The 22,012-nt window shown below is 67.0% G+C and carries 20 protein-coding genes and 1 tRNA gene; 9 read left to right on the plus strand and 12 right to left on the minus strand.

Annotated elements, in window-relative coordinates; genetic code table 11:
* The first annotated feature begins 4 nt into the window (after nucleotides 1-4).
* Both OLX23_RS06385 and OLX23_RS06390 read left to right on the plus strand, forming a co-directional pair.
* Entirely contained in the window at nucleotides 5-1,036 is a 1,032-nt protein-coding gene (locus tag OLX23_RS06385; protein WP_264443859.1) for an acyl-CoA dehydrogenase family protein, read from the plus strand.
* Nucleotides 1,037-1,077: 41 nt separating this feature from the next.
* Nucleotides 1,078-1,151 (plus strand) — tRNA-Gly (locus tag OLX23_RS06390).
* Nucleotides 1,152-1,167: 16 nt separating this feature from the next.
* Here the strand turns inward: OLX23_RS06390 and OLX23_RS06395 are convergent.
* The 5 genes from OLX23_RS06395 to OLX23_RS06415 all read right to left on the minus strand — a co-directional run bounded on the left by OLX23_RS06395 (nucleotide 1,168) and on the right by OLX23_RS06415 (nucleotide 6,736).
* The gene (locus OLX23_RS06395; RefSeq protein WP_264443860.1) at nucleotides 1,168-1,422 is read right to left on the minus strand and encodes a hypothetical protein; all 255 of its coding nucleotides are present in this window, start codon (nucleotides 1,420-1,422) and stop codon (nucleotides 1,168-1,170) included.
* A 198-nt stretch (nucleotides 1,423-1,620) separates the two neighbouring features.
* The gene (locus OLX23_RS06400) at nucleotides 1,621-2,553 is read right to left on the minus strand and encodes an SDR family NAD(P)-dependent oxidoreductase (protein ID WP_264443861.1); all 933 of its coding nucleotides are present in this window, start codon (nucleotides 2,551-2,553) and stop codon (nucleotides 1,621-1,623) included.
* A 43-nt stretch (nucleotides 2,554-2,596) separates the two neighbouring features.
* Nucleotides 2,597-3,823, minus strand: a complete 1,227-nt coding sequence (locus tag OLX23_RS06405) for a CaiB/BaiF CoA transferase family protein (RefSeq protein WP_264443862.1) — start codon at nucleotides 3,821-3,823, stop codon at nucleotides 2,597-2,599.
* 185 nt (nucleotides 3,824-4,008) lie between these two features.
* Nucleotides 4,009-5,133, minus strand: a complete 1,125-nt coding sequence (locus OLX23_RS06410; RefSeq protein ID WP_264443864.1) for a MaoC family dehydratase N-terminal domain-containing protein — start codon at nucleotides 5,131-5,133, stop codon at nucleotides 4,009-4,011.
* A 25-nt stretch (nucleotides 5,134-5,158) separates the two neighbouring features.
* A complete protein-coding gene (locus tag OLX23_RS06415) occupies nucleotides 5,159-6,736 on the minus strand; it encodes an acyl-CoA synthetase (RefSeq protein WP_264443866.1) in 1,578 nt (525 codons plus the stop codon).
* A gap of 115 nt (nucleotides 6,737-6,851) precedes the next feature.
* On the opposite strand from OLX23_RS06415, the gene OLX23_RS06420 reads away from it, so the two are divergent.
* From OLX23_RS06420 to OLX23_RS06430, 3 genes are all read left to right on the plus strand, one after another.
* Nucleotides 6,852-7,658, plus strand: a complete 807-nt coding sequence (locus OLX23_RS06420; protein ID WP_264443867.1) for an IclR family transcriptional regulator — start codon at nucleotides 6,852-6,854, stop codon at nucleotides 7,656-7,658.
* 221 nt (nucleotides 7,659-7,879) lie between these two features.
* A complete protein-coding gene (locus OLX23_RS06425; RefSeq protein ID WP_264443868.1) occupies nucleotides 7,880-10,351 on the plus strand; it encodes a TonB-dependent receptor in 2,472 nt (823 codons plus the stop codon).
* A 142-nt stretch (nucleotides 10,352-10,493) separates the two neighbouring features.
* Nucleotides 10,494-10,898, plus strand: coding sequence for a nuclear transport factor 2 family protein (locus OLX23_RS06430; RefSeq protein WP_264443870.1), 405 nt, complete (start codon nucleotides 10,494-10,496; stop codon nucleotides 10,896-10,898).
* Here OLX23_RS06430 and OLX23_RS06435 read toward each other — a convergent pair whose 3' ends face one another.
* The 4 genes from OLX23_RS06435 to OLX23_RS06450 all read right to left on the minus strand — a co-directional run bounded on the left by OLX23_RS06435 (nucleotide 10,899) and on the right by OLX23_RS06450 (nucleotide 15,510).
* A complete protein-coding gene (locus OLX23_RS06435) occupies nucleotides 10,899-11,432 on the minus strand; it encodes a YybH family protein (RefSeq protein WP_264443871.1) in 534 nt (177 codons plus the stop codon).
* Nucleotides 11,433-11,456: 24 nt separating this feature from the next.
* Nucleotides 11,457-11,912, minus strand: coding sequence for a MaoC family dehydratase (locus tag OLX23_RS06440; protein ID WP_264443872.1), 456 nt, complete (start codon nucleotides 11,910-11,912; stop codon nucleotides 11,457-11,459).
* A 146-nt stretch (nucleotides 11,913-12,058) separates the two neighbouring features.
* Nucleotides 12,059-13,903, minus strand: a complete 1,845-nt coding sequence (locus OLX23_RS06445) for an acetyl/propionyl/methylcrotonyl-CoA carboxylase subunit alpha (protein ID WP_264443873.1) — start codon at nucleotides 13,901-13,903, stop codon at nucleotides 12,059-12,061.
* 5 nt (nucleotides 13,904-13,908) lie between these two features.
* Nucleotides 13,909-15,510 (minus strand): carboxyl transferase domain-containing protein, encoded by a 1,602-nt coding sequence (locus tag OLX23_RS06450; protein WP_264443874.1) that lies wholly within the window; start codon nucleotides 15,508-15,510, stop codon nucleotides 13,909-13,911.
* A 96-nt stretch (nucleotides 15,511-15,606) separates the two neighbouring features.
* Here OLX23_RS06450 and OLX23_RS06455 point away from each other — a divergent pair, with 96 nt between their 5' ends.
* From OLX23_RS06455 to OLX23_RS06470, 4 genes are all read left to right on the plus strand, one after another.
* Entirely contained in the window at nucleotides 15,607-16,488 is an 882-nt protein-coding gene (locus OLX23_RS06455) for a LysR family transcriptional regulator (RefSeq protein WP_264443875.1), read from the plus strand.
* A 64-nt stretch (nucleotides 16,489-16,552) separates the two neighbouring features.
* On the plus strand, nucleotides 16,553-18,190 hold the full coding sequence (locus OLX23_RS06460; protein ID WP_264443877.1) for a carboxylesterase/lipase family protein: 1,638 nt from the start codon (nucleotides 16,553-16,555) through the stop codon (nucleotides 18,188-18,190).
* Nucleotides 18,191-18,207: 17 nt separating this feature from the next.
* Complete coding sequence (locus OLX23_RS06465) at nucleotides 18,208-19,002, plus strand: sterol desaturase family protein (RefSeq protein WP_264443878.1); 795 nt, start codon at nucleotides 18,208-18,210, stop codon at nucleotides 19,000-19,002.
* Between the two features lie 75 nt (nucleotides 19,003-19,077).
* Nucleotides 19,078-19,824 carry an SDR family NAD(P)-dependent oxidoreductase gene (locus tag OLX23_RS06470; protein WP_264443879.1) on the plus strand — a complete coding sequence of 249 codons (747 nt, stop codon included), beginning with the start codon at nucleotides 19,078-19,080 and terminating at the stop codon, nucleotides 19,822-19,824.
* A 151-nt stretch (nucleotides 19,825-19,975) separates the two neighbouring features.
* Here OLX23_RS06470 and OLX23_RS06475 read toward each other — a convergent pair whose 3' ends face one another.
* Genes OLX23_RS06475 through OLX23_RS06485 form a run of 3 tightly spaced genes read right to left on the minus strand, consistent with a single transcriptional unit; the run spans nucleotide 19,976 to nucleotide 22,011 of the window.
* Entirely contained in the window at nucleotides 19,976-21,010 is a 1,035-nt protein-coding gene (locus OLX23_RS06475; RefSeq protein ID WP_264443880.1) for a zinc-binding dehydrogenase, read from the minus strand.
* Nucleotides 21,011-21,013: 3 nt separating this feature from the next.
* Nucleotides 21,014-21,502 carry a nuclear transport factor 2 family protein gene (locus OLX23_RS06480; protein WP_264443882.1) on the minus strand — a complete coding sequence of 163 codons (489 nt, stop codon included), beginning with the start codon at nucleotides 21,500-21,502 and terminating at the stop codon, nucleotides 21,014-21,016.
* On the minus strand, nucleotides 21,499-22,011 hold the full coding sequence (locus tag OLX23_RS06485) for a nuclear transport factor 2 family protein (protein ID WP_264443884.1): 513 nt from the start codon (nucleotides 22,009-22,011) through the stop codon (nucleotides 21,499-21,501). The genes OLX23_RS06480 and OLX23_RS06485 overlap by 4 nt, the downstream gene beginning before the upstream one ends.
* Nucleotide 22,012: the final 1 nt, after the last annotated feature.

The following is a 22,012-nucleotide window of genomic DNA, read 5'->3' on the forward strand; positions in this document are numbered from 1 at the left end:
GCGAATGCATTTCGCCTTCACCGAAGACCAGGCCGCGATCACCGAGGCCGCGCGCGAGATGCTGGTCGAGAGCTGCACGCCCACCGACCTGCGGCGCCTGCTGGCGAGCGACGAAGCCTTCGACACTGCACGCTGGGCGACGATCCGCGAGATGGGCCTGCTCGGCATTTGCGTACCCGAGGATCAAGGCGGACTCGGCCTCGATACGATCGACCTGATCGGCATTGCCGAAGCCGCGGGCTACGTGGCCTTGCCCGAACCTCTGATCGATCAGGCCGGGCTCATCGCCCCCCTACTCGCCAGTCTCGGCGGTCCGGTCGAACGAGTGCTGGCCAGCGAGATCCTCGCGATCGGTCACCCGGCCAATCCTTTCGTAACCGATGCCGACAGCGCCGCGGCGCTACTGCTCGATCACCAGGGCGAAGTCCACCTCGTCGCGCGCGATACCGTCACGCTCATCCGAATGGAGAGCTTCGATCCGTTCCGCCGCCTGTTCCGCGTCGAATGGACACCGTCGAACGCCACGCGCGTGGCCGGCGACTGGGGCGACATCGTCCAGCGCGGCCAAGTGCTCATCGCCGCGCAGCTCATCGGGCTCGGCCAGCGCTGCGTCGACCTGGCGGTCGCCTATGCCAAGGACCGCCAGCAGTTCGGCAAGCCGATCGGATCCTACCAGGCGATCAAGCACCTCGTCGCCACGGCGCAGGTCGCGATCGAGTTCGCCCGCCCCGTCGTCCAGGCCGCCGCCGCCGAGCTGCCGCTGGACAACCTGGCGTCGCGCACGCGTGCCGCCCATGCCAAGCTCGCCGCAGCCAGGGCCGCCGATCTTGCGGCGCGCACCGCGGTCCAGGTCCACGGCGCCATGGGCATGACCTGGGAGGTAGACGTCCACTTCTTCCTCAAGCGCGCCATGGCGCTCAAGACCGCCTGGAGCACGCCCGCTGCCGATACCGCGACGGTGATCGAACGCATGACCACGGCCCCGACAGGGCCCGCCATGACTTTCGCCAGCGAGGTTGCGCAAGCCGCCGGTTGACCAGGGCCCGCATTCTGTGGCACCTGCCGGCGCCTTCGGATGCGGGTGTAGCTCAATGGTAGAGCAGCAGCTTCCCAAGCTGAATACGGGGGTTCGATTCCCCTCACCCGCTCCAGACGCCCCGCCTCTAGTCAGGCGCCCGCGAAGTCCTTCAACGCCGCGTCGACCATCTGCCGCCACAGCTCTGCATCGCCGGCATCGGCCATTGTCGCGTCGGGCTCGCGCAAGGTCTTGAGCACGGCCACGGCATCGTCCTGATAGGCATACCAGCGGGCATCGACCTGTTCGGCGGCCGAACTGTCGTCACCATGGGCATTGGCGCTGAGCCGCTGGCCGGCCAGGACGCGGGCGATCCGCTCGATCGCGCTGAGTTCGGATACGGGCATCGACGTCTCCTCCGCCCGGTTAACCCGCCGCGGCCGAGCCGGTTCCGCCGGGAACCCTTTCCCCCGCCACGCCGTTGTCGTGTCGGAGGAAGAGGATGACCCTGATTTCGATGATCGTCGGCGGTGCTTTCGTCGGCTGGGCGGCACGCCAGGCTTTCGAGAACGCCTGACGAAGGCCCGGATTCAGAAGACCCGGCTTCAGGCGCCGTGCTTGCGCGCCATGTCGAAGCCGAACAGCAGGTGGTCGAGTTCGCCCTGCGGTACGGGCGCGAAGACCAGCGGCTTGTCGGCGGCGCGGATCGCGTCGATGTCGCTGGCGACGTCCTCGATCGTCCAGTCCTGGCGGAACACGCCCTCGCTCTCGGCGATGAAGGCGCGGGCGACGCGGCCCCCCATCGCGACGAGCATCTCGCCCGAGATCGAGCAGTCCTCATGGCTCAGCCAGGCCACGGCCGGGGCGACCATCTCGGGCTCCATCGGCGGGAACTTGCTCGTGTCGATCCCCGCCGACATGCGCGTGACCGCGGCCGGGATGATGACGTTGCTCTTGATCCCGGCGTCCTTGCCCTCGATCGCGGCGGTGTTCGACAGGCCCATGAAACCGGCCTTGCACAGCGCATAGGTGGCGTTGTTGGCCTTGCCGTAGAGCCCGTTGATCGACCCCGTCAGCACGATGCGGCCATAGTTCTGCGCGGTCATCACCGGCATCGCCTCGCGCACCATGTTGAACGCGCCCTTGAGGTGGACCGCGAGGACGCTCTCGAAGTCCTCGTAGGACAGCTCGGTCAGCGAGCCGCGGCGGACGTTGCCAGCCGAATGGATCAGGATGTCGACCCGGCCGAAGGCGTCGAGCGCGGTCTGGACGATCGCCTTGGCGCCTTCGGGCGTGGCGACAGAATCGAGACTGGCGACGGCCTGGCCGCCGGCCGCCTTGATCTCGGCGACGAGCGCGTCGGCCGGGCCCCCCTCAGAATCTTTGGCGTCGGTAGCGTCGCCCGACATCGACACGCCGGGATCGTTGACCACGATCTTGGCGCCGCGCGCGGCGAGCAGCAGGGCATAGGCACGACCGAGGCCGCGGCCGCCGCCGGTGATCACCGCCACGCGATCGTCGAATCTCAGCTCAGCCATGGCACTCTCCCGTATACAATCGGCGCAAATGTCTGGAGGCGCCTTAGCGGACCGCCTTCGCCGAACGCAATGCGGCGATCTCGTCCGCCGACAGTCCCAGCACCTCGGCCAGGATCGCGTCGGTGTGCTGGCCAAGCACCGGCGGCGCTGTGGGCTTGGGCTGCTTCTCGTCGAACTTGATCGGACGGTTGACGATCGGGATCTTACCGAGCGCCTGGTGCTCGACCTCGACGACCATCTCGCGCGCCACGGTCTGCGGCTGCGACAGCGCCTCGGTCACACCGAGGATCGGCGCGTGCGGCACCTCGTGCTTGGTGAACAGCTCGACGAGTTCGGCGATCGTGTAGGTCTGCGTCACTGCCGAGACGATCGCATTGACCTCCTCGCGCGCCTCGCGGCGCTTGAGGATCGAATCGTAGCGCGGGTCCGCAGTATTCTCGGGACAGCCGAGCGCATCGCAGATCTTGCCCCAGAACGAGTTGGTCAGGCAGGCGACGATGATCGAGCCGTCCTTCGCTGGGAAGGCGCCATAGGGCACGAGGTTCGGATGCTGCGAGCCCTGCGGCTTGGGATCCTCGCCGTTGAACCAGGCAAGCTGGGCGATGTAGCCGAGCATGCCGAGCATGCCGTCCATCAGGCTGATGTCGATGCAGCGGCCGCGCCCCGTGCGCTCGCGCTCATAGAGCGCCGAGATGATCGCGATCGGGCCGTTGATCCCGCCGACGAGATCGCCGAGCGGAATGCCCAGCTTGGTCGGCTGCTGGCCGGGCTCGCCGTTGACGCTGAGCGCGCCCGACATGGCCTGGAGCACGATGTCGAAGCTCGGTCGGTCCTTGAGCGGGCCAGTCTGGCCATAGCCCGAGATCGCACAGTAGATCAGCCGCGGATTGACCTCCGACAGCGCTGCGTAGCCGAGCCCGAGACGGTCCATCACGCCGGGGCGGTAGTTCTCGACCACCACGTCGCACTGGGCGGCGAGATCCTTGGCGAGTTGGACGCCCGCCGGCGACTTGAGGTCGATGACGATCGACTTCTTGCCGCGGTTGACGCTGAGGTAATAGTGGCTCTCGCCCTCGCGGATCGGCGGGAAATCGCGCGTCTCGTCGCCGCTGCCCGGCGGCTCGATCTTGAACACCTCGGCGCCGAGATCGGCCAGCGCCAGGCTGGCGGCGGGGCCGGCGAGCACCCGTGTGAAATCGAGCACGCGGACGCCCGCGAGTGGGCCTTTCCACTCCGCCTTGGCCTCGGTGGGAGTTGCGCCTTCAGTCATCCCATTGCCCTAAGAGCTTCGTCATTCCCACGAAAGCGGGAAACCATCCGTCCGGGCTTCGACACATGGCCCGGTTCGGAAAGGAGCCCCCGCCTGCGCGGGGATGACGGTAAATCCTGTTTCAAAACGCACGATCCCGGCCGCGCCGAAGCGCGACCGGGATGCGTGATAGCCTGGCCGAGAGATCAGCCCTTGGTCGGCAGCTGCGCTACCGAGGTACCGAAGGCCGAAAGCTCGCCGCGGTGCGTCGTCGCCTTCTGCTCGACCTCGACGTACTTCTTGCCGTTCTCTTCGAACTTCTTGGTGACGGTACCGTCGATGAAGATCACGTCGCCGTCGGGGTTGTGGCGGCGGATCTGGCAGCTCGACTTGTGCAGGAAGCCGTCGTCGCCGATCCAGTTGGTCATCTGGTGCGTCAGCCACGAGCAGCGCTCTGGACCGTAGTCGTAAGCGCCCGGCGCGCCGACCTCGAGAGCGAAGTCCTCGTCCCAGTGCACGCGCTCGGGGCAATCCGGCACGTTGAAGCGGTTCTTGATGCCGAGGCCCGGGTGCGCCTGCTGCATCTTCCACGCCATCTTGTTGGCGCGGATGTAGAGGCCGCCCCAGCCCTGGGCATAGGCGATGAAGCCGGTGACGGTCATCGGGCCCTTGATCATGCGCGGCAGCACGTCGCCGACATTGACGTCTTCCCAGTAGCGCGGGGTCGCGCCGCGGACTTCCTCGTTCGCGTAGTATTCGCTGAACTCGGCCAGCTGCTCTTCGGTGAAGGGCTCAACGCGGCCGCGGGCTTCGGTGTACTTCGTGCCGCGCTCGCGGGCCTCGTCACGGTCGGTGCGGAACACCCAGCTGTCGGCGCCGGCAACGTGGTCGCCGTGCTGGTTGTAGAAGTCGACGTGGTAGATCTGCTGGAACGAGCGACCGGCGAACTTGGTCTGGTGCTCGACCAGATCCTTCAGGTGCGCTTCGGTGCTGATCACGTCATTGCGCATGACCGGCTTGTGCCAGGTCCAGTCGGCACCGGCCCACATCGCGTGGACGCCCGACAGGCCGCCCGAGTAGCCCGAAATGATGCGGTTGGTCGAGAACAGGAACGACGGCAGCGCGACGATGTCGCCGTACTGGGTCTTCGCCGCGTACTCGGGATCGGTCCACAGGCGGTTGTCGTCGCCGATGCCGTGCGCGTAGTGACGGATCGCGTCGCGCGAGGCTTCGTAGTTCCACGGCTCGACCGTGTTCTCGATGCGAACGCCGATACGCTCGCGGAGGGAGGCGAGGCCTTCCTCGGTGATCTTGGGGAATTTGGCTGCCATTTTCTCTTCTTCCTTCTGAAAGGGGTTAGGCCGCGGCGGCGGCTGCCTTCGCAGCCTCCTGATCGCGGAGCATCTTGCGGTGAACCTTGCCCGCGGGATTCTTGGGCAATTCGGCGACATATTCGACGATGCGCGGGAACTCGTGCTGGGCCAGACGCTCGCGCGTGAAGTCCTGCAGTTCCTTGGTAAGCGCGTCCGACCCGGCGACATTGGCGACGACGAAGGCCTTCACCACCTGGCCGCGCTTCTCGTCGGGCACGCCGATCACGCCGCATTCAAGCACGTTGTCATGGCGCAGCATGGTGTTCTCGATCTCGACCGCCGACATCGTCCAGCCGGCCGAGATGATCACGTCGTCGGCGCGGCCACAGTGATAGAAATAGCCGTCCTCGTCGGTCTTGGCGCGATCCTTGGTGGTCATCCACCCGCCGCCACGCCACAGCATCAGTTCGCCGATTTCGCCGGGATCGGTCTGCGTGCCGTCGGGCCGGTGGACTTCGAGCTTCTGGCCCGGCACCGCCTTGCCCAGTGAGCCGGGCTTGACCTGAAAGTCCTTGGCGCCCGGATAGTTGACCAGCACCACGCCGATCTCGGTCGTGCCGTACATCGAGCAGGCCGGAACCTTGAAGTATTCGTCGACCCATTCGAGCGTCGCCGGATCGATCGGCTCGCCGGTGTAAGACAGCTTCTGGAAGTGGAAGCGGTAGTCGCCGCCCTTCCCGCTGTTCTTCATCATGCGGTAGTGCGTCGCCGCCGCCGACATGTTGGTGATGCCGAAGTCGTCGAGCGCCTTCATCAGCCGCACCGGATCGAAGCGGCCGGCGAAAGTGCCGGTGGTTACGCCCATCGCCAGCGGCGCGAGCGTGCCGTGCCAGAGGCCGTGACCCCAGGCCGGGCTCGACGGGCAGAAGAAGTCGTCACCCGGACGGATGCCGGTGCCATAGAGCGCGGCGAACATCAGCGTCACCAGCGTGCGGTGCGAATGCTTGACCGCCTCGGGCAGCTCGCGCGTGGTGCCGCTGGTGTACTGGAAGACGGCCATGTCGTTGGCCTTGGTCTTCGGCGTGTAAGTGGCGGGGTACTGCTTGATTTCGTCGAGCAGGCCCTGGTCCGCGACGACGACGCGCGGGCTTCCGTCGGCATTGACCGCGCCGCGTGCCAGATCGGCCTTCTCGGCATTGGTGATCAGGATCGTCGGGTTGCAATCGCCCACGCGCAGGCGGAGCGCATCGGGGCCGAACAGCGTGAACAGCGGCACCGAGATCGCGCCGGTCTGCATCGCGCCGAACAGGCAGACGTAGAAGGGCAGGCTCGGCTCGAGCATGAAGGCGATGCGATCGCCCTGCTGAATGCCCTGCGCGTCGAGCCAGTGCGCGAACTGCGCCGCGCCCGCCGCGATCTGGTCGAACGACAGGATCTCGTCGGCGCCGTCGGAATGGGCGATGCGCACCGCGGCGCGACCCGAGCCGTCGGCGTGGCGGGTGATGCATTCGTGCGCGATGTTCAGATATTCGCGATCGCCGTCGAACAGCTCCCACAGCGCCGCGGAATTGGCATGCGCCTGAGCGTCGGCGTAGCTCGTGTACTCGGTCAGCTTGGACATCGATCCACCGGATTTGCGTTTCAGGATGCGGCGAATCGCGCGCCGCGTCTCTCCACGCGCCTCATGGCAGAAAGTCCTTGTTGTTGTAAATATAGAATGATATTCAATATATTGAATGACAGATTTCTACGCCCCCGCCGATGACCGCCTCGCCAAGGCGGTGAAGGATTCGAAAGCTCCGGCGATCTCGCGCGCCGCTGCGGTGCTGCGACTGCTCGGCAAGAGCGAAACGCCGCTCGGCCTCCAGCCGATTGCGCGAGAGCTGGGACTGGTCCCCTCGACCTGCCTTTACGTGCTGCGTGCGCTGGTGGCGGAAGGGCTCGTCGCGTTCGATGCGGACACCAAGCGCTATGCCCTCGACGCCGGGGTGCTGACGCTGGCGCGGCAGTGGTTGAGCCGCAACGAGTTCCCCGACCTTGCCCAGCCCGCGCTCGACCGGCTGGCGCAGAAGTTTGGTGTGACCATGCTCGGCGTGCAGATCTTCGGGCTGGACCGGATCATCGCGGTCGCGGTGTCGCAGGCCGGCGCCTTCCAGGTTTCGGTCCAGGTCGGCAGCCGCTTTCCCGCGCTGATCAGCGCCACCGGCCGCTGCATCGCCGCCTTCGGCGACTATCCCGAGGCGCAGCTCGAGGCGCGCTTCAAGCCGCTGCGCTGGGACGATCCGCCCAGCTTCACCGAATGGCAGGACCAGGTCGCGCAGACCCGCGCGCAGGGCTTCGGCATCGACGAGGGCAACTACATCGCTGGCGTGACCGTACTGGCGGCGCCCGTCTGGAAGACGCCCGACCACGCCCGCACGCGACCAAGCCATGCGCTCGTCGCGATCGGCCTCGGCTCGGCCCTCAAGCGCAATGGCCTTGCCGAGCTGCAGCAGGCCCTTCTGGCCGCGGCGGCGACGCTTTCCGGGCAATTGGGCGGGTAGTCGCACCGTTGCAATCGGGAGACAGTTGACACGCAAGTTCCATAAAATCCGGAAAAGCGTATTGCCCCGTATCATTTCGATGCGCACTATCCGGCAAGAGAATGGGTGGGGCAACACGACACCGGACCCCTGCGCAAGATAATTGCGCCGGGTCAAAGTCCGGTCCGGACCGCCATGCCAGAGCGATTCGAACAATAATTCGAACGACGAGGAGACATGGGATGAGGTGCAAGGCAATCTTCCTGAGCGGCTGCGCGCTGCTGGCAACGCTGGGCGGCGTCACGCCTGCCCTGGCACAGGACACGGGCACGCAGGCGCAGTCGGGCGCAACCACCAACGAAGGCGACATCATCGTCACCGCCCGCCGCCGCGACGAGACCGCGCAGGAAACCCCCGTCGCGCTGACCGTGCTCAACGATGCGCTGCTCGATCGCTACGGCGTGCGCGGCGTCTCGCAAATCCAGTCGATGACGCCGGGGCTCTATACCGGTGAATCGTCGGGCGCGATGGGCGGCACGATCTCGCTGCGCGGCATCGGTTCGGGCGACAGCATGGCCTTCATCGACCAGGCGGTTTCGTCGAACATCGACGGTGTGCCGATCTCCTCGGCGCAAATCCTGCGCGCCGCCCAGATGGACCTCAAGCAAATTGAGGTCCTGCGCGGGCCGCAGGCGCTGTTCTTCGGCAAGAACAGCCCCGGCGGCATCATCTCGCTGACCACGGCCGATCCGGGCAAGGATACCGAAGCACTGCTCCGCGCGGGCTACGAATTCACCGCGCGCGAGAAATACGTCGAGGCCATGTATTCGACGCCGATCTCGGACACGGTCGGCCTGCGCCTGACCGGCCGCTATTCGGACATGGATGGCTACTTCAAGCTGGTCTCGGCCCAGGTTCCCGGCGCCGTGCCGATGGATATCGAGCGCTTCCCCGACCAGAAAGAGCTGTTCCTGCGCGGCACCCTGGCCTGGACCCCGTCGGACCGCGTCTCGTTCCGCCTCAAGGCGACCGTGACAGAAACCGACATGATCGGCGGCTCGTCGCAGTATTCGGACATCGTCGCCTGCCCTTACGGCACGCCGCAGCGCCCGGGCGAGACATCGTTCAATTGCCGCAACGACCGCACCCTGCTGATCTCGCAGATCCCGGCCTCGACCATGGCGATCAGCCCGCTGTTCGAGAACCCGAACGGTGCCCGCTACAACAACCAGACCCTGATCAGCGGCCAGCTCGACTGGGACGTGACCGACACCCTCAAGCTGACCTCGGTCACCGGCTACTACAACGTCAAGGAGCGGCTGACCTCGAACGGCGGCTATGGCCCTTACAGCAACAACGCCTTCGCCGTGCGCTTCAAGAACGAGCAGATCAGCCAGGAACTGCGCCTCGCCTCGGACTTCGAGGGGCCGGTGAACTTCCTGCTCGGCGGCTTCTATGAAGACCGCAAGCTGTTCACCTCGACGATCATCGTCCAGCCCTTCGGCGCCGTGCTGAGCCCGGCGCTGCCGGCGACGCCGGTGCCCGCGAACACGCGCCTGCCGATCGAATCGACCAACCAGAAGCAGGAGTCCTATTCGGGCTTCGGCCAGCTGATCTTCGATCCGACCGATCAGATCCAGGTGACCGCCGGCGCGCGCTACACGCACGAGGTCAAGAACCTGCTCGACTACTCGGTCGCGCTGGGGACGGCCGCAGGCTACGGCGCGCCGGTCAACGTCGCCGCCGATCCGCGCTACGGCAGCCGCCGCCTCGCCTACAACGACTTCTCGCCCGAGGCGACGATCACCTGGAAGCCCAGCACCGACGTGATGGTCTTCGCTTCGTACAAGGAAGGCTTCAAGTCGGGCGGCTTCGACGCGGGCTATACCGGCGGCGCGATCGTCGCCAATCCGGCGCGCGGCCAGACCTTCCAGCCCGAACACGTCAAGGGCGGCGAGATCGGCCTCAAGTCGCGCTTCGCCGATCGCCAGGTGACCTTCAACCTGACCGGCTACTGGTACGACTACTCGGGCTTCCAGGTCTCGGTATTCGACACGATCAGCCGCGCCTTCCGCCTGCAGAACGCGGGCACTGCGCGCGTCCGCGGCATCGAGGCCGAGCTGCGCTACAGCCCCGCTTCGGTTCCCGGCCTGAGCTTCCATGCCACCGGCGCCTTCAACGACGCCAAGTTCCGCCGCTTCGACACCGCCGACTGCTACCAGGGCCAGACGGTGGCGCTGGGTTGCAACCGCGTGCAGAACACCGCCACCGGCGTGTTCACCGCGCAGGACCTGTCGGGCAAGCGGCTGCGCAAGGCGCCCGAATTCGCCGCGACCTTCGGCGGCTACTACGAGACGCCGGTGTCGACCGGGCTGATGCTCGGCCTGTCGGTCGACGGCTCCTATTCGGGTGGCTACGAGTATGGCACCAACTACCAGCCGCTCGCCTATCAGAACGCCTATGCGAAGCTCGATGCGACGCTGCGGCTGTTCAGCGAGGACAAGCGCTGGGAGTTCGCGGTGATCGGCCGCAACCTGACCAACAAGCTGAACCTGATCAACGGCATCGACCGCACGGGCACGGGCAGCGGCAAGGGTACGGCGCTGCCGAGCTGCACCGCCGCCTTCCAGACCGGCTGCGCCGCCGCCTCGGACATCATCGGCACGCCGACGATGCCGCGCACGATCGCGCTTCAGGCAACGTTCCGGTACTAAAAGGGGACCCCACCACTGACCTCGTCACCCCCGCGAAAGCGGGGGCCCATCTCCCCAGGTGTCGACAGACACCGCGGCCGTGTTAGACGCAACGTCAGGAGATGGATCCCCGCCTACGCGTGGATGACGAGGTGGTGCGAGGATGAGTAGTTCGATCGAAACCAACAAGCGCCTCGCCGTCGCGCTGCTCGAAGCCTCGGGCAAGCACGAAGGCCCGGCCTTTGCGGCGCTGATGCATCCCGAGGCGACCTGGGAGACCGTCGGCAAGCCGCACCTCTTCGCCTATGCGGGCGTCCAGAGCCGCGAGAAGATCTGCGCCTATATGGCCAGCCCGAGCATTTTCGTCGGCGGCGTCGAGACCCGCTTCGGCGACATCACCGCCGAACACGATCGTGTCGCGGTGGAAGCCGCGACCAAGGGCACCCTGCCCGACGGCCGCGTCTATACCAACACCTACCACTACCTGTTCACCTTCCGCGACGGCCTGGTCTGGCGCGTGAAGGAATACATCGACACGCAATCGGCGGCCGAGTTCTTCGCGAAGTAGTCAGGGCTCGGCCGAGGCCGTTCCGCCCGCGCCCCTGAACAGGAAATCGGTGCGCACCGTCGTCGGATCGTCGGGACCAGGAAAGCCCGGCGGCGGGCCGTAGTCGCGCACGTCGTAGAACTTCGCCGTCAGGTCGGGCGGGCCGATGTATTCCATGTTCCAGTGGCGGTAGTGGAACCGCCAGGCGCCCGCCTCCTCGACGAAGCGCTCGTGATAGATGCCGATCGTGTCGGCGCTCTGGCCGTCGGCAAACCTGTTCTGCTCGGTGACGTAGGTGCGCGCGGTCACCACGCCGTCGACCAGCTCGACGATCGGCGAGCGGAAGGTCATCAGCGTGCGGCCGGTGTGGACCATGAAACGCGCGAAGGTCTCGCGGATCTCCTCGCGGCCGCGCATGTGCATGCCCGCGACCTTCCATTCGGCATCGACCGCGAAAAGCGCCGCGAAACTGTCGGGATCCTTGCGCCAGAGCGCATCGGCATAGCGCGCGTGCAACTGCCGGATCGCGCATTCGACGGCGACGAGGTCTGTCATGCCGGCTCTCCCTTGAGAGAGAGCCTAGTCCGCCGGCTTGCCCTTGAGCAAGACCGTGCGCAGCATCGACAGCGCGGTCTCGCCGCGCTGGTTGGTCAGCTCGTGCTGGAACACGACAATGCCCTGCCCCGGGCGCGACTTGGACTCGCGCTTCTCGACGACTTCGGTCGAGCAGGTCAGCGTATCGCCGATGAAGGTCGGCTTGGGCGTGACCACCTTGTCGAAGCCGAGGTTGGCGACGAGCGTGCCGACGGTGGTGTCGGCGATCGACAGGCCCACCGCGAGGCTGAAGGTGAAGGTCGAATTGACCAGGATCTTCCCGAACTCGCTGGCCTTGGCATATTCGGCATCGAGGTGCAGCGGTTGCATGTTGTGCGTCATCGCGCTGAACAGCAGGTTGTCGGTCTCGGTGACCGTGCGGCTCGGCTGGTGGACGACCTTGTCGCCCACGGTCCATTCGTCGAAGTATCTACCCGGCATCTATCAGATCCTCCCCTTCGGGGGAGGGGAACCGCCGCGAAGCGGTGGTGGAGGGGGTTGCCCCAAACGCCACCGCCGCGCGCGGAGGCGCCCCCTCCGTCATCGCTTCGCGATGCCACCTCCCCCGATGGGGAGGATCGTCGCAATTACTCTTCGTTCGCCTCGATCCGCGCCAGCAACGCGTCGACCCGAACCTGCGCGCCGGCCGTAGCGTTGAGCTCCGCTACGGTGCCGTCGAACGGCGCGGTCAGCGTGTGCTCCATCTTCATCGCCTCGAGCGTGAGCAGCTTCTGGCCCTTGGTCACGGCGTCACCCGCGGCGACCTCGACCGCGATGACCTTGCCCGGCATCGGCGCCAGGATCGCGCCGTCACCGCCATGGCCGCCGTGGCTGCCGTCCTTGCGGAACGGCGTCAGTTCCCAGACCATGCCGCCCTCGGCGATCAGCACGCCGGTCACGGGTTCCTCGCTACCCTCGCCGGTCAGCTCGACCTCGACCGGCTCGCCATCGAGCAGGAAATGGGCGGTGCGACGCGCAGGGGCGTTGAGCCGGAAGCCGAAACTCTCGGCCAAGGGGACGAGCGAATCCGCGGCATCGGACAGCGCCTCGGCCGAGGGCTGCGGTTCAGCGGCCATGGCCTCGCCGTCACGGCCGATCAGGCCGGTGTCGACGGTCCCCGCGGCGAAGTCGGGATGCGCCAGCGCCTGGATCAGGAAGGCGGCGTTGGTCTTGACCGGCCAGACCGCGCTGTCCTCGATCATGTCCGACAGCCGCTCACGCGCCTCGTCGCGGGTCTCGCCGTGGGCGATCAGCTTGGCGATCATCGGATCGTAGAACGGCGAAACCTCGGCGCCCTCGTAGACGCCGGTGTCGATGCGGCCACCTTCGGTTTCGCCGAGGTCGAACACCTCGAGCGTACCGATCGAGGGCAGGAAGCCCTTGGCCGGATCCTCGGCATAGAGCCGCGCTTCCATCGCCCAGCCGTCGATCCACAGCTCGTCCTGCGCGAGCGGGATCGGCTCGCCCGAAGCGACGCGCAGCTGCCATTCGACCAGGTCGACGCCGGTGATCTCCTCGGTCACCGGATGCTCGACCTGGAGGCGTGTGTTCATTTCCATGAACCAGATGCGGTCGGCGCGCAGGCCCTCGGAGCCGTCGGCGATGAATTCGATCGTACCCGCGCCGACGTAGTCGACCGCCTTGGCAGCCCGCACCGCGGCGGCGCAGAGCTCGGCGCGCGTCGCCGCGTCCATGCCCGGTGCCGGGGCTTCCTCGATCACCTTCTGGTGGCGCCGCTGCAGCGAACAGTCGCGCTCGAACAGGTGGACGACGTTGCCGTGGCTATCGCCGAAGACCTGAACCTCGATGTGCCGCGGCGAGAGGATGTACTTCTCGATCAGCACATGGGCATTGCCGAACGAGCTCGCCGCCTCGCGCTGGCACGAGGCGAGCATGTCGGCGAAGTCCTCGGGCTTCTCGACCAGTCGCATGCCCTTGCCGCCGCCGCCGGCCACGGCCTTGATCAGCACCGGATAGCCGATCTTGCCGGCCTCCTCGGCGAGCACGGCCGGGTCCTGGTTCTCACCCATGTAGCCGGGGGTGACGGGCACGCCGGCCGCGGCCATCAGCTTCTTGGCCGCGTCCTTGAGCCCCATCGCGGTGATCGAGCTCGGCTTGGGCCCGACCCAGACGAGGCCCGCGTCGGCGACGGCCTGGGCGAACTCGGCGTTCTCCGAAAGGAAGCCGTAGCCCGGATGGATCGCTTCGGCGCCGGTCGCCTTGGCCGCAGCGATGATCTTCTCGCCGACCAGGTAGGACTCGCGCGCGGGCGCCGGACCGATGTGCACGGCCTCGTCGGCCATCTGCACGTGCAGCGCCTGCGCGTCGGCATCGGAATAGACCGCGACCGTACGAATGCCGAGCCGCCGTGCGGTGCGAATGACCCGGCAGGCGATCTCGCCGCGATTGGCGATGAGGAGGGATTGAATCATGGTCATCACATCCTGAACACGCCGAACTGCGGCCGGTCGGGTATCGGGGCTTCGAGGCTCGCGGCCAGCGCGAGGCCGAGCACGTCGCGCGTCTGCGCGGGGTCGATCACGCCGTCGTCCCAGAGGCGCGCGGTGGCGTAATAGGGGTTGCCCTCGTCCTCGTACTTCTGGCGGACCGGCGCCTTGAAGGCCTCGGCTTCCTCGGGCGTCCAGGTGGCGGCGTCGCGGTGAACCGTCGCCAGCACCGAGGCCGCCTGCTCGCCGCCCATCACCGAGATGCGGGCGTTGGGCCAGGTGAACAGGAAGCGCGGCGCATAGGCGCGGCCGCACATGCCGTAGTTGCCCGCGCCGAACGATCCGCCGATCAGCACGGTGATCTTGGGCACGGTCGCCGTGGCGACGGCGGTGACCAGCTTGGCACCGTGCTTGGCGATACCCTCGGCCTCGTACTTGCCGCCGACCATGAAGCCCGAGATGTTCTGGAGGAACAGCAGCGGGATCTTGCGCTGGCAGGCGAGCTCGATGAAGTGCGCGCCCTTCTGCGCCGACTCCGAGAACAGCACGCCGTTGTTGGCGAGGATCGCCACCGGATAGCCCTGGATATGCGCAAAGCCGCAGACCAGCGACGAGCCGTAGAGCGCCTTGAACTCGTGGAACTCGCTGCCATCGACGAGGCGGGCGATCACCTCGTGCACGTCGTAGGGCGCGCGGACGTCCTCGGGGATGATCGAATAAAGATCCTCGGCCGGATACTTGGGCTCGCGCGCTTCCTGGATGGTCAGGCCGTGCGCGTGCCGCGGGCCGAGGTGGCTGACGACGTCGCGCACGATCGTCAGCGCATGCTCGTCGTCCTCGGCGAGATGGTCGGTGACGCCCGACTTGCGGCTGTGGAGGTCACCGCCGCCGAGATCCTCGGCGCTGATCACCTCGCCCGTCGCGGCCTGGACCAGCGGTGGGCCAGCGAGGAAGATCGTGCCCTGTTCCTTCACGATCACGGTCTCGTCGGACATCGCCGGCACATAGGCGCCGCCGGCGGTGCACGAGCCCATGACGCAGGCGATCTGCGGGATGCCCTTGGCACTCATGTTCGCCTGGTTGAAGAAGATGCGGCCGAAGTGGTCGCGGTCGGGGAAGACCTCGGCCTGGTGCGGCAGGTTGGCGCCGCCGCTGTCGACGAGGTAGACGCAGGGCAGGTTGTTCGCCTCGGCGATCTCCTGCGCGCGCAGGTGCTTCTTGACCGTCAGCGGATAGTAGGTGCCGCCCTTCACCGTCGCGTCGTTGCAGACGATCATGCAGGGCCGGCCCGAGACCTGGCCGATCGCCGCGATCATGCCCGCGCCGGGAATGTCCTCGCCATAGACGCCGTCGGCCGCTAGCTGGCCGATCTCGAGCAGCGGCGAACCCGGATCGAGCAGGCGCTCGACGCGGTCGCGCGGGAGCAACTTGCCGCGGCTCGTGTGCCGCTCGCGCGACTTGGCGTTGCCGCCGAGCGCGGCCGTGGCGACACGCTCGCGCAGTTCGGCGGCAAGCGCGCGGTTGTGCGCGGCGCGGGCCTGGGCCTCGGGGCTGTCCGGGTTGAGTGCGGTCTGGAGCACCGGCGCGCTCATCGAAGATCCTCTCGTATCGTCTGTTGGCGGCTATCTAGCCCCGAGCGGCGCCCCGCGGAAATTGAAAGAATCGCCGCCGCGTAATAGACAACGTCTATGATAGACCAATATATGCTGCGCTATTTCCTGGCCGTGGCCGAGACCGGCAACTTCAGCCGCGCGGCCAAGGCCGTCAGCGTGACGCAACCGACGCTCTCGGCCGGAATCGCCAAGCTCGAGCGCCAGCTCGGCACGCGACTGTTCGATCGCGACCGCCAGGGCGTGGCGCTGACCCCCGCGGGCAGCCGTTTCCTCGCCCGCGCGCGGCGCATCGCCGAGGAATACGACCGCGCGCTGCAGGACATCCAGCACCGCCCCGAGCCGAGCGTGCTGCGCGTGGGCGTGCTCAACACGGTGCCGACCGCGACGGTCGAACACCTGCTCTCCCGGCACGGTGAAAGCGGCGGCAACGAGGTGGTCGAACTGCTCGACGGCAGCGAGCGCGACCTCGCCGAACGCCTCGACCGCGGCCGGCTCGACCTGGCGCTGACCGTGATCCGCCCGCACCACGCGCGCTTCAAGCCCGAACTGCTGGCGCGCGAACGCTATCTGATGGTCCTGCCGCGCGATCATCCTTTCGCCGGGGCCGAGCGCGTCGCGCCCGAGGATCTCGCCGGCGACCGCATGGTCGTGCGCCGTCACTGCGAGGCCCTGCCCGAGATCGACCGCTTCTTCACCGCGCGCGGGGTGCGGCCGCGCTTCGTGCTCAAGACCACCAGCGACCAGCGCGTGCTCGCCGTCGTCCGCGCCGGCCAGGGCATAGGCATGATGCCCGAAAGCTTCGCCGATCCCATGGTCGCCATGGTCCGCGTCGCGGACTTCGCGCTGACGCGCGATATAGGCGTGCTCTATGCTGCGGGACACGAAACCGACCGGTTCGCCGGCAGTCCGTTCCTCTCACTGCTGCGCGAACACTACGCCGAGATTGGTCGAAAGTAGCCAATCTTGCATCCGTCGCGATCTTAGTTCATTTTTCGAACAAATAAACTAAGGGAGAGCCAGAATGGAAACGAGTCGTCGTCAGTTTGCCATGGGAACCGCCGCCGCCGCGGGGCTTGCCGCCGCGTCGGCGCTGCCCGGAATCGCACGCGCCAAGGGGACAGGCGAGCCGGTGGTCGAGACGCGCGCGGGCAAGGTGCGCGGTGCCTTTGCCGACGGTGTCTACAGCTTCAAGGGCGTGCCATACGGCGCGCCGACGGGCGGCAAGAACCGTTTCCTGCCGCCACGCGCGGCCGAAGCCTGGACCGGGATCAAGGACTGCCTCGGCTGGGGCAATATGGCGCCGCAGGGCCAGTCGACCGCCAATCCCGCCGCCGGCATGGGCGCCGAGATGGGCAAGTTCTTCGGCACCGCCGCGGGCACCCAGACGCCGGTCAGCGAGGATTGCCTGTTCCTCAACGTCTTCACCGCCGGGCTCGACGACGGCGGCAAGCGGCCGGTCATGGTCTGGATCCACGGCGGCGGCTTCGCCATCGGCACGGGCGCCGGCCCGCGCACCGACGGATCGAACCTCGCGCGCAACCAGGGCGTGGTCTCGGTCTCGCTCAACCACCGGCTCGGTGCGATGGGCTATGCCTATCTCGGCGGCTTCGATCCCGAATTCGCGCACAGCGGCAACCAGGGTCAGCTCGACCTGATCCTCGCGCTCGAATGGGTGCGCGACAACATCGCCCGGTTCGGCGGCGATCCCGACCGCGTGATGATCCACGGCGAGAGCGGCGGCGGCGCGAAGATCTGCACCTTGCTGGGCATGCCCAAGGCGCAGAGCCTGTTCCACCGCGCCGCCTTGCAGAGCGGCACGGCGACGCACGTGCCGACACCAGACGGCGCGACCGAATGGGCCGAGATGCTGCTCAAGGAAGTCGGCCTCGATCGCGCCAATTTCCGCAAGCTGCAGGACCTGCCGATGCAGCAGATCCTCGAGGCCCAGGCGAAGATGGAAAAGGCCGGTCGGCCCGGCCCGCGCCGCGGCTTCGTCCCCACCGCGGGCACGCCCGACCTGCCACTGCAGCCGGTCGATGCCGTCGCCGCCGGACGCTGCGACAAACCGCTGATGATCGGCAGCGTGATGCACGAGATGGCGCTGATGCTGATGGGCATGGGCGTCGATCCGCGGTCCATCGACGAGGCCAAGCTGACGCAGATGTCGGGGATGTTCTTCGCCGACAAGGCGCCCGAACTCGTCGCCGGCTACAAGGCCAACCACCCCGATTACACGCCGGGCGACCTGATGGTGCGGATGTGGTCGGACTCGATGCGCATGGGCGAGATCGAACTGGCCGAAGCCGCCGCCAAGGCCGGCAAGGCGCCGGCCTACATGTACCTGTTCCACTGGGAGAGCCCGGTGCTGCCCTACCTCAAGTCGGCGCACGGCATCGACGGCTCGTTCTACTTCGACAACACCGAAGCCCTGCCGATCACCGAGAAGAACGCCGGCGCGCAGCTGCTGGCGCGGCGCGCGAGCACGGCCTGGGCCAATTTCGCCAAGACCGGCAAACCCACGGCGCCGGGCCTGCCGGCCTGGCCCGCCTATAGCGCGGACAAGCGCGAGACGATGATTCTCGCGACCGAGCCGCACATCGAGAACGACCCGTTGGGCAAGGACCGCGAACTGCGCGTCCGCACCACCGGCTACCTGTAACGGAGCGAAAGAGACGAATGCTGCACGCCTTGCAAGAAGCCTTCACCGGCGAAAACATGCTGACGACCTGGCTGGTCCTGTTCCTGGCCAGCGGGCTCGTCGCCGGGATCGCCACGGGCTTCTTCAAGGCGCGCAAGATCCAGCCCAAGGGCTTCAAGTGGAAGATCTTCGGCCAGGAAGCGCTGGTCGCGGTGGTCACCCTGACGATCTCGGGCACGGTGCTCGGCTTCGGCCAGACCTGGCTGCGCCAGAACGGCTGGATCAGCTTCCAGCAGGGGCCGGCCGCATGGTGGGAAATCGCGCTCGAATACGGCGCCTATTTCATCGGCTTCGACACCTATTTCTACTGGCTGCACCGCTGGATGCACAAGGAGCCGGTCTATTCGTGGGTGCACAAGCTGCACCACCATTCGACCGCGCCAAACCTGCTGACGACCTTGTCGGTCAACCCGCTCGAATCGCTGATCAACGGCGGCTTCATGCCGCTGTTCCTCTCGCTCTACAGCGTCCACCCGGAATCGCTGGCGCTGATGGGGCCGACGACGATCATCATGGGGTTCTACGTCCACTCGGGCTACGAGTTCTTCCCGCGCTGGTGGAACAAAAGCTGGGCGACTAAGTGGTTCATCACCGCCACCTTCCACGACCAGCACCATAAGTACTTCAACTACAACTTCGGCGGCTACACGACGATCTGGGACCGCATCTGCGGCACCATGCGCAAGAAGTTCGAGAGCGATTTCGAGAACCCCAAGGGCCGCCAGACCGCACGCCAGGGCGATGCCCCCGCCGGCGATCCGCAGCCGGCTTGACTTGATGCGTCGCATGCCGCCCCTTGCGCGTGAGAAACGTGCGGAGGGGACGGGATCATGATGGTGCCATCGGACATGACGGGAAGAGTCGCGCTGGTGACCGGCGCTGCAGCGGGGCTCGGACGGGCGAGCGCCTTGCGGCTCGCCGAAGTCGGCGCCGACCTGGCGATCACCGACGTGGCCGAGGCCGGGCTCGAAGAGACCGCGCAGACGATCCGCGCGCTGGGGCGCAAGGTGCTGGTCCTGCCGCTCGACCTGTCGCAGCGCGCCAATTGCCGCGTGGCGGTCGAGCGGACCGTGGCCGAATTCGGCCGGCTCGACTCTCTGTGCAACGTCGCCGGGGTAATGATCCCCGGCCCCAGCGCCAGCATGACCGACGAGGCCTGGGACCTGACCATGGCGGTCAACCTCGCCGCGCCGTTCTTCCTGATCCGCGCGGCGATCCCGCACCTGCTCGAAGCGAAAGGCGCGGTGGTCAACGTCACCTCCTGCGCGGCCTTCCAGGGCCAGGCCTATTTCGCCGCCTACTGCGCGACCAAGTCGGGCCTCGCCAACATGACCAAGGCGCTGGCAATGGAGTTCACCAACCAGCCGATTAGGATCAACGCGGTGGCGCCGGGCGGTATGATGACAGGGCTGACCGACGGGATGAAGCTGCTGCCGCCCGACACCGACTGGCCACTGGTCCAGCGCATCGGCTCACCGCGCGGGCTCTGCGAGATCGAGGACGTCGCCGAGACGGTCACCTTCCTCGCGACCGACGCGGCGCGCGGCTATCACGGTTCGGTGATCCAGATCGATGCGGGCGTGACGGCGGGGTAGTTCCCAAAGATCCTCGCCCTCTGGGGGAGGGGGACCGCCCGCGAAGCGAGTGGTGGAGGGGGCGCCTGCATAAGCGAGGCCCCGCTCAACCCGTCCCCTCCGTCAGTTGCTATGCGACTGCCACCTCCCCCGATGGGGGAGGATCAAGAGATCACAACACCCGCGGATCGACCACAGTCCGCACCGGTGCCAATGGCCCCGACATCTCGGCCAGCACCTTCTCCACCCCCGAAAGCCCGACCCTTGCGCCGAGCCAGGGGGTGACGTCGATCGAGCCATCGGCGATCGCGCGCAATGCGGTTTCCATGTCCTGCGGCTCCTCGCCGCCGGCGAACTGAACGTTGAGCCGCTTGTTCTGCGCGGCGAAGACGAACAGCGCCTCCTCGTCCATGCAATAACCGCCCATGACGATCCGCCCATCGAACGGCGCCGCCTCGATGATCCGCTGCAGCATGCCCTTCTGGCCGACGCATTCGTAGATCAGGTTGGGTACGCGGTTGCCGAAATCGGGCAGCGGTGCATGCGGCGAGATTTCGCGCGGATCGACGGCGATGTGTGCCCCGGCCTTGATCGCCAGTTCGCGACGGCCGGCATGGAAATCGGCGGCGATGATCGGGGCAATGCCCATCAGCTTGAGCCCGGCGATGACGCCGAGCCCGATCGCGCCGCAGCCGAGCACCAGCGCGGCGTCGTCCTTGGTCGGGCGGCCGCGGCGCGCGTGTTCGAGCCCGACCGCGAGCGGTTCGACCATGGCGGCATGGTCGTCGTCGAGGCCGCCGGCGACCTCGATCATGATCTCCTCGTCGAGCAGCATCAGTTCGCCGAAACCACCCGGGCAATCGTGGCTGTAGCCGATCACGGCATGGGCACCCTGCTGGCGCATGATAGGCACCGAGGTGACCTTGCGCCCCGGCGCGACCGTGCGGCGGCTGCCCGGACCATAGTCGATCACCTCGCCGACGAATTCGTGACCGGGCACGAAGGGCCGGCCGAAGTCGAGCGCCGCGTAAGGCCCGCCAAGCCGGCGCGACAGATCGATGATGTTCTGCCCGGCGTGGAGGAAGTGCTGGTCCGAGGCGCAGAGCCCGCAGGAGTGCGTGCGCACCAGCGCCTGGCCCTTGCCGGGCACGGGATCGGGCTGCTCGCCGACGTGGACCTTGCCGTTTTCGAAGTAGGCGGCTTTCATAATCTAACCCTTGAGTACGGAATAAGAGGGATCCTCGCGGTCGCGTCGACTGCGCGGATTGCCGGGCAGCGGCGTGACCTCGGTCATCGTGCCGTAGTCGACCAGGCAGTCGCGCCGATCGATCGCCCAATCACCGGCGCGCTTCGACCAGGTGTCGACGTATCGTGCCCAGAAGGCATGCTCGATCACGCGTTCGCCGTCCTGCCGCTGGAGGGTGGCATAGACGTAGGATTCCGAGCCGGCGCGATCACCGTCGAGCTCGATGATGACGTTGGTCACCTGATGCGAATGGTGGAGGAACTCGCGGTGCTTCTCGCAGATGTAGTCGATCCAGCCACGCCCCGAGCCGACGTAGCCGGGGCTGAAATCGGCATGGCTGTCCTCGTGGAACACCGAATGGCCGACGGGCACGTCGAGCCGGTCGACCGAGCGACAATAGCGGTAGATCTTGTCGGTGATCGCCAGCCGGTCGGCCAGGTCTTCGGGGGTCACAGCGTGAAACCCTGCAGGAAGCCGTAGGACGGGTCCGAGGTATCACGCGTGGAATTGTGTGTGCCGCGCATCGCGGTCACTTCGCGCACCTCGTCGTGGTCGTAGGCGATCGCGCGTTCGACGATGCCCCAGCGGCCGTCGCGCTTTTCCCAACGGTCGAGATAGCGCGCGCGGACGAAGATCTGGAACTCCTTGCCGTCGCGCTGCATGCGCATCGTGCCGGTCATGTAGGCCTCGCTACCCGCGCGATCCCCGTCGAGCGCGATCAGCACGTTCGAGACTTGGTGCGAATGGCTGGTCAGCCCGTCATGCTGCTTGATGATCGTGTCGATCGCCCCGCGGCCGGGCCCCTGGTAGACGCCCTCGCCATAGTCGGCGTGGCTGTCCTCATGGAACACGGCATGGCCGAGCGCGTGATCGAGCCGGTCGACCGAGCGGCAATAGGCGTAGAGCGCCTCGTGGATCGCCTGCTTGTCGAGCAGCGCCCGGATCTCGCTTTCGCCGGCCATC

Source organism: Novosphingobium sp. JCM 18896 (genome assembly GCF_025938095.1).
In the GTDB taxonomy this organism is placed as follows: Bacteria; Pseudomonadota; Alphaproteobacteria; order Sphingomonadales; family Sphingomonadaceae; genus Novosphingobium.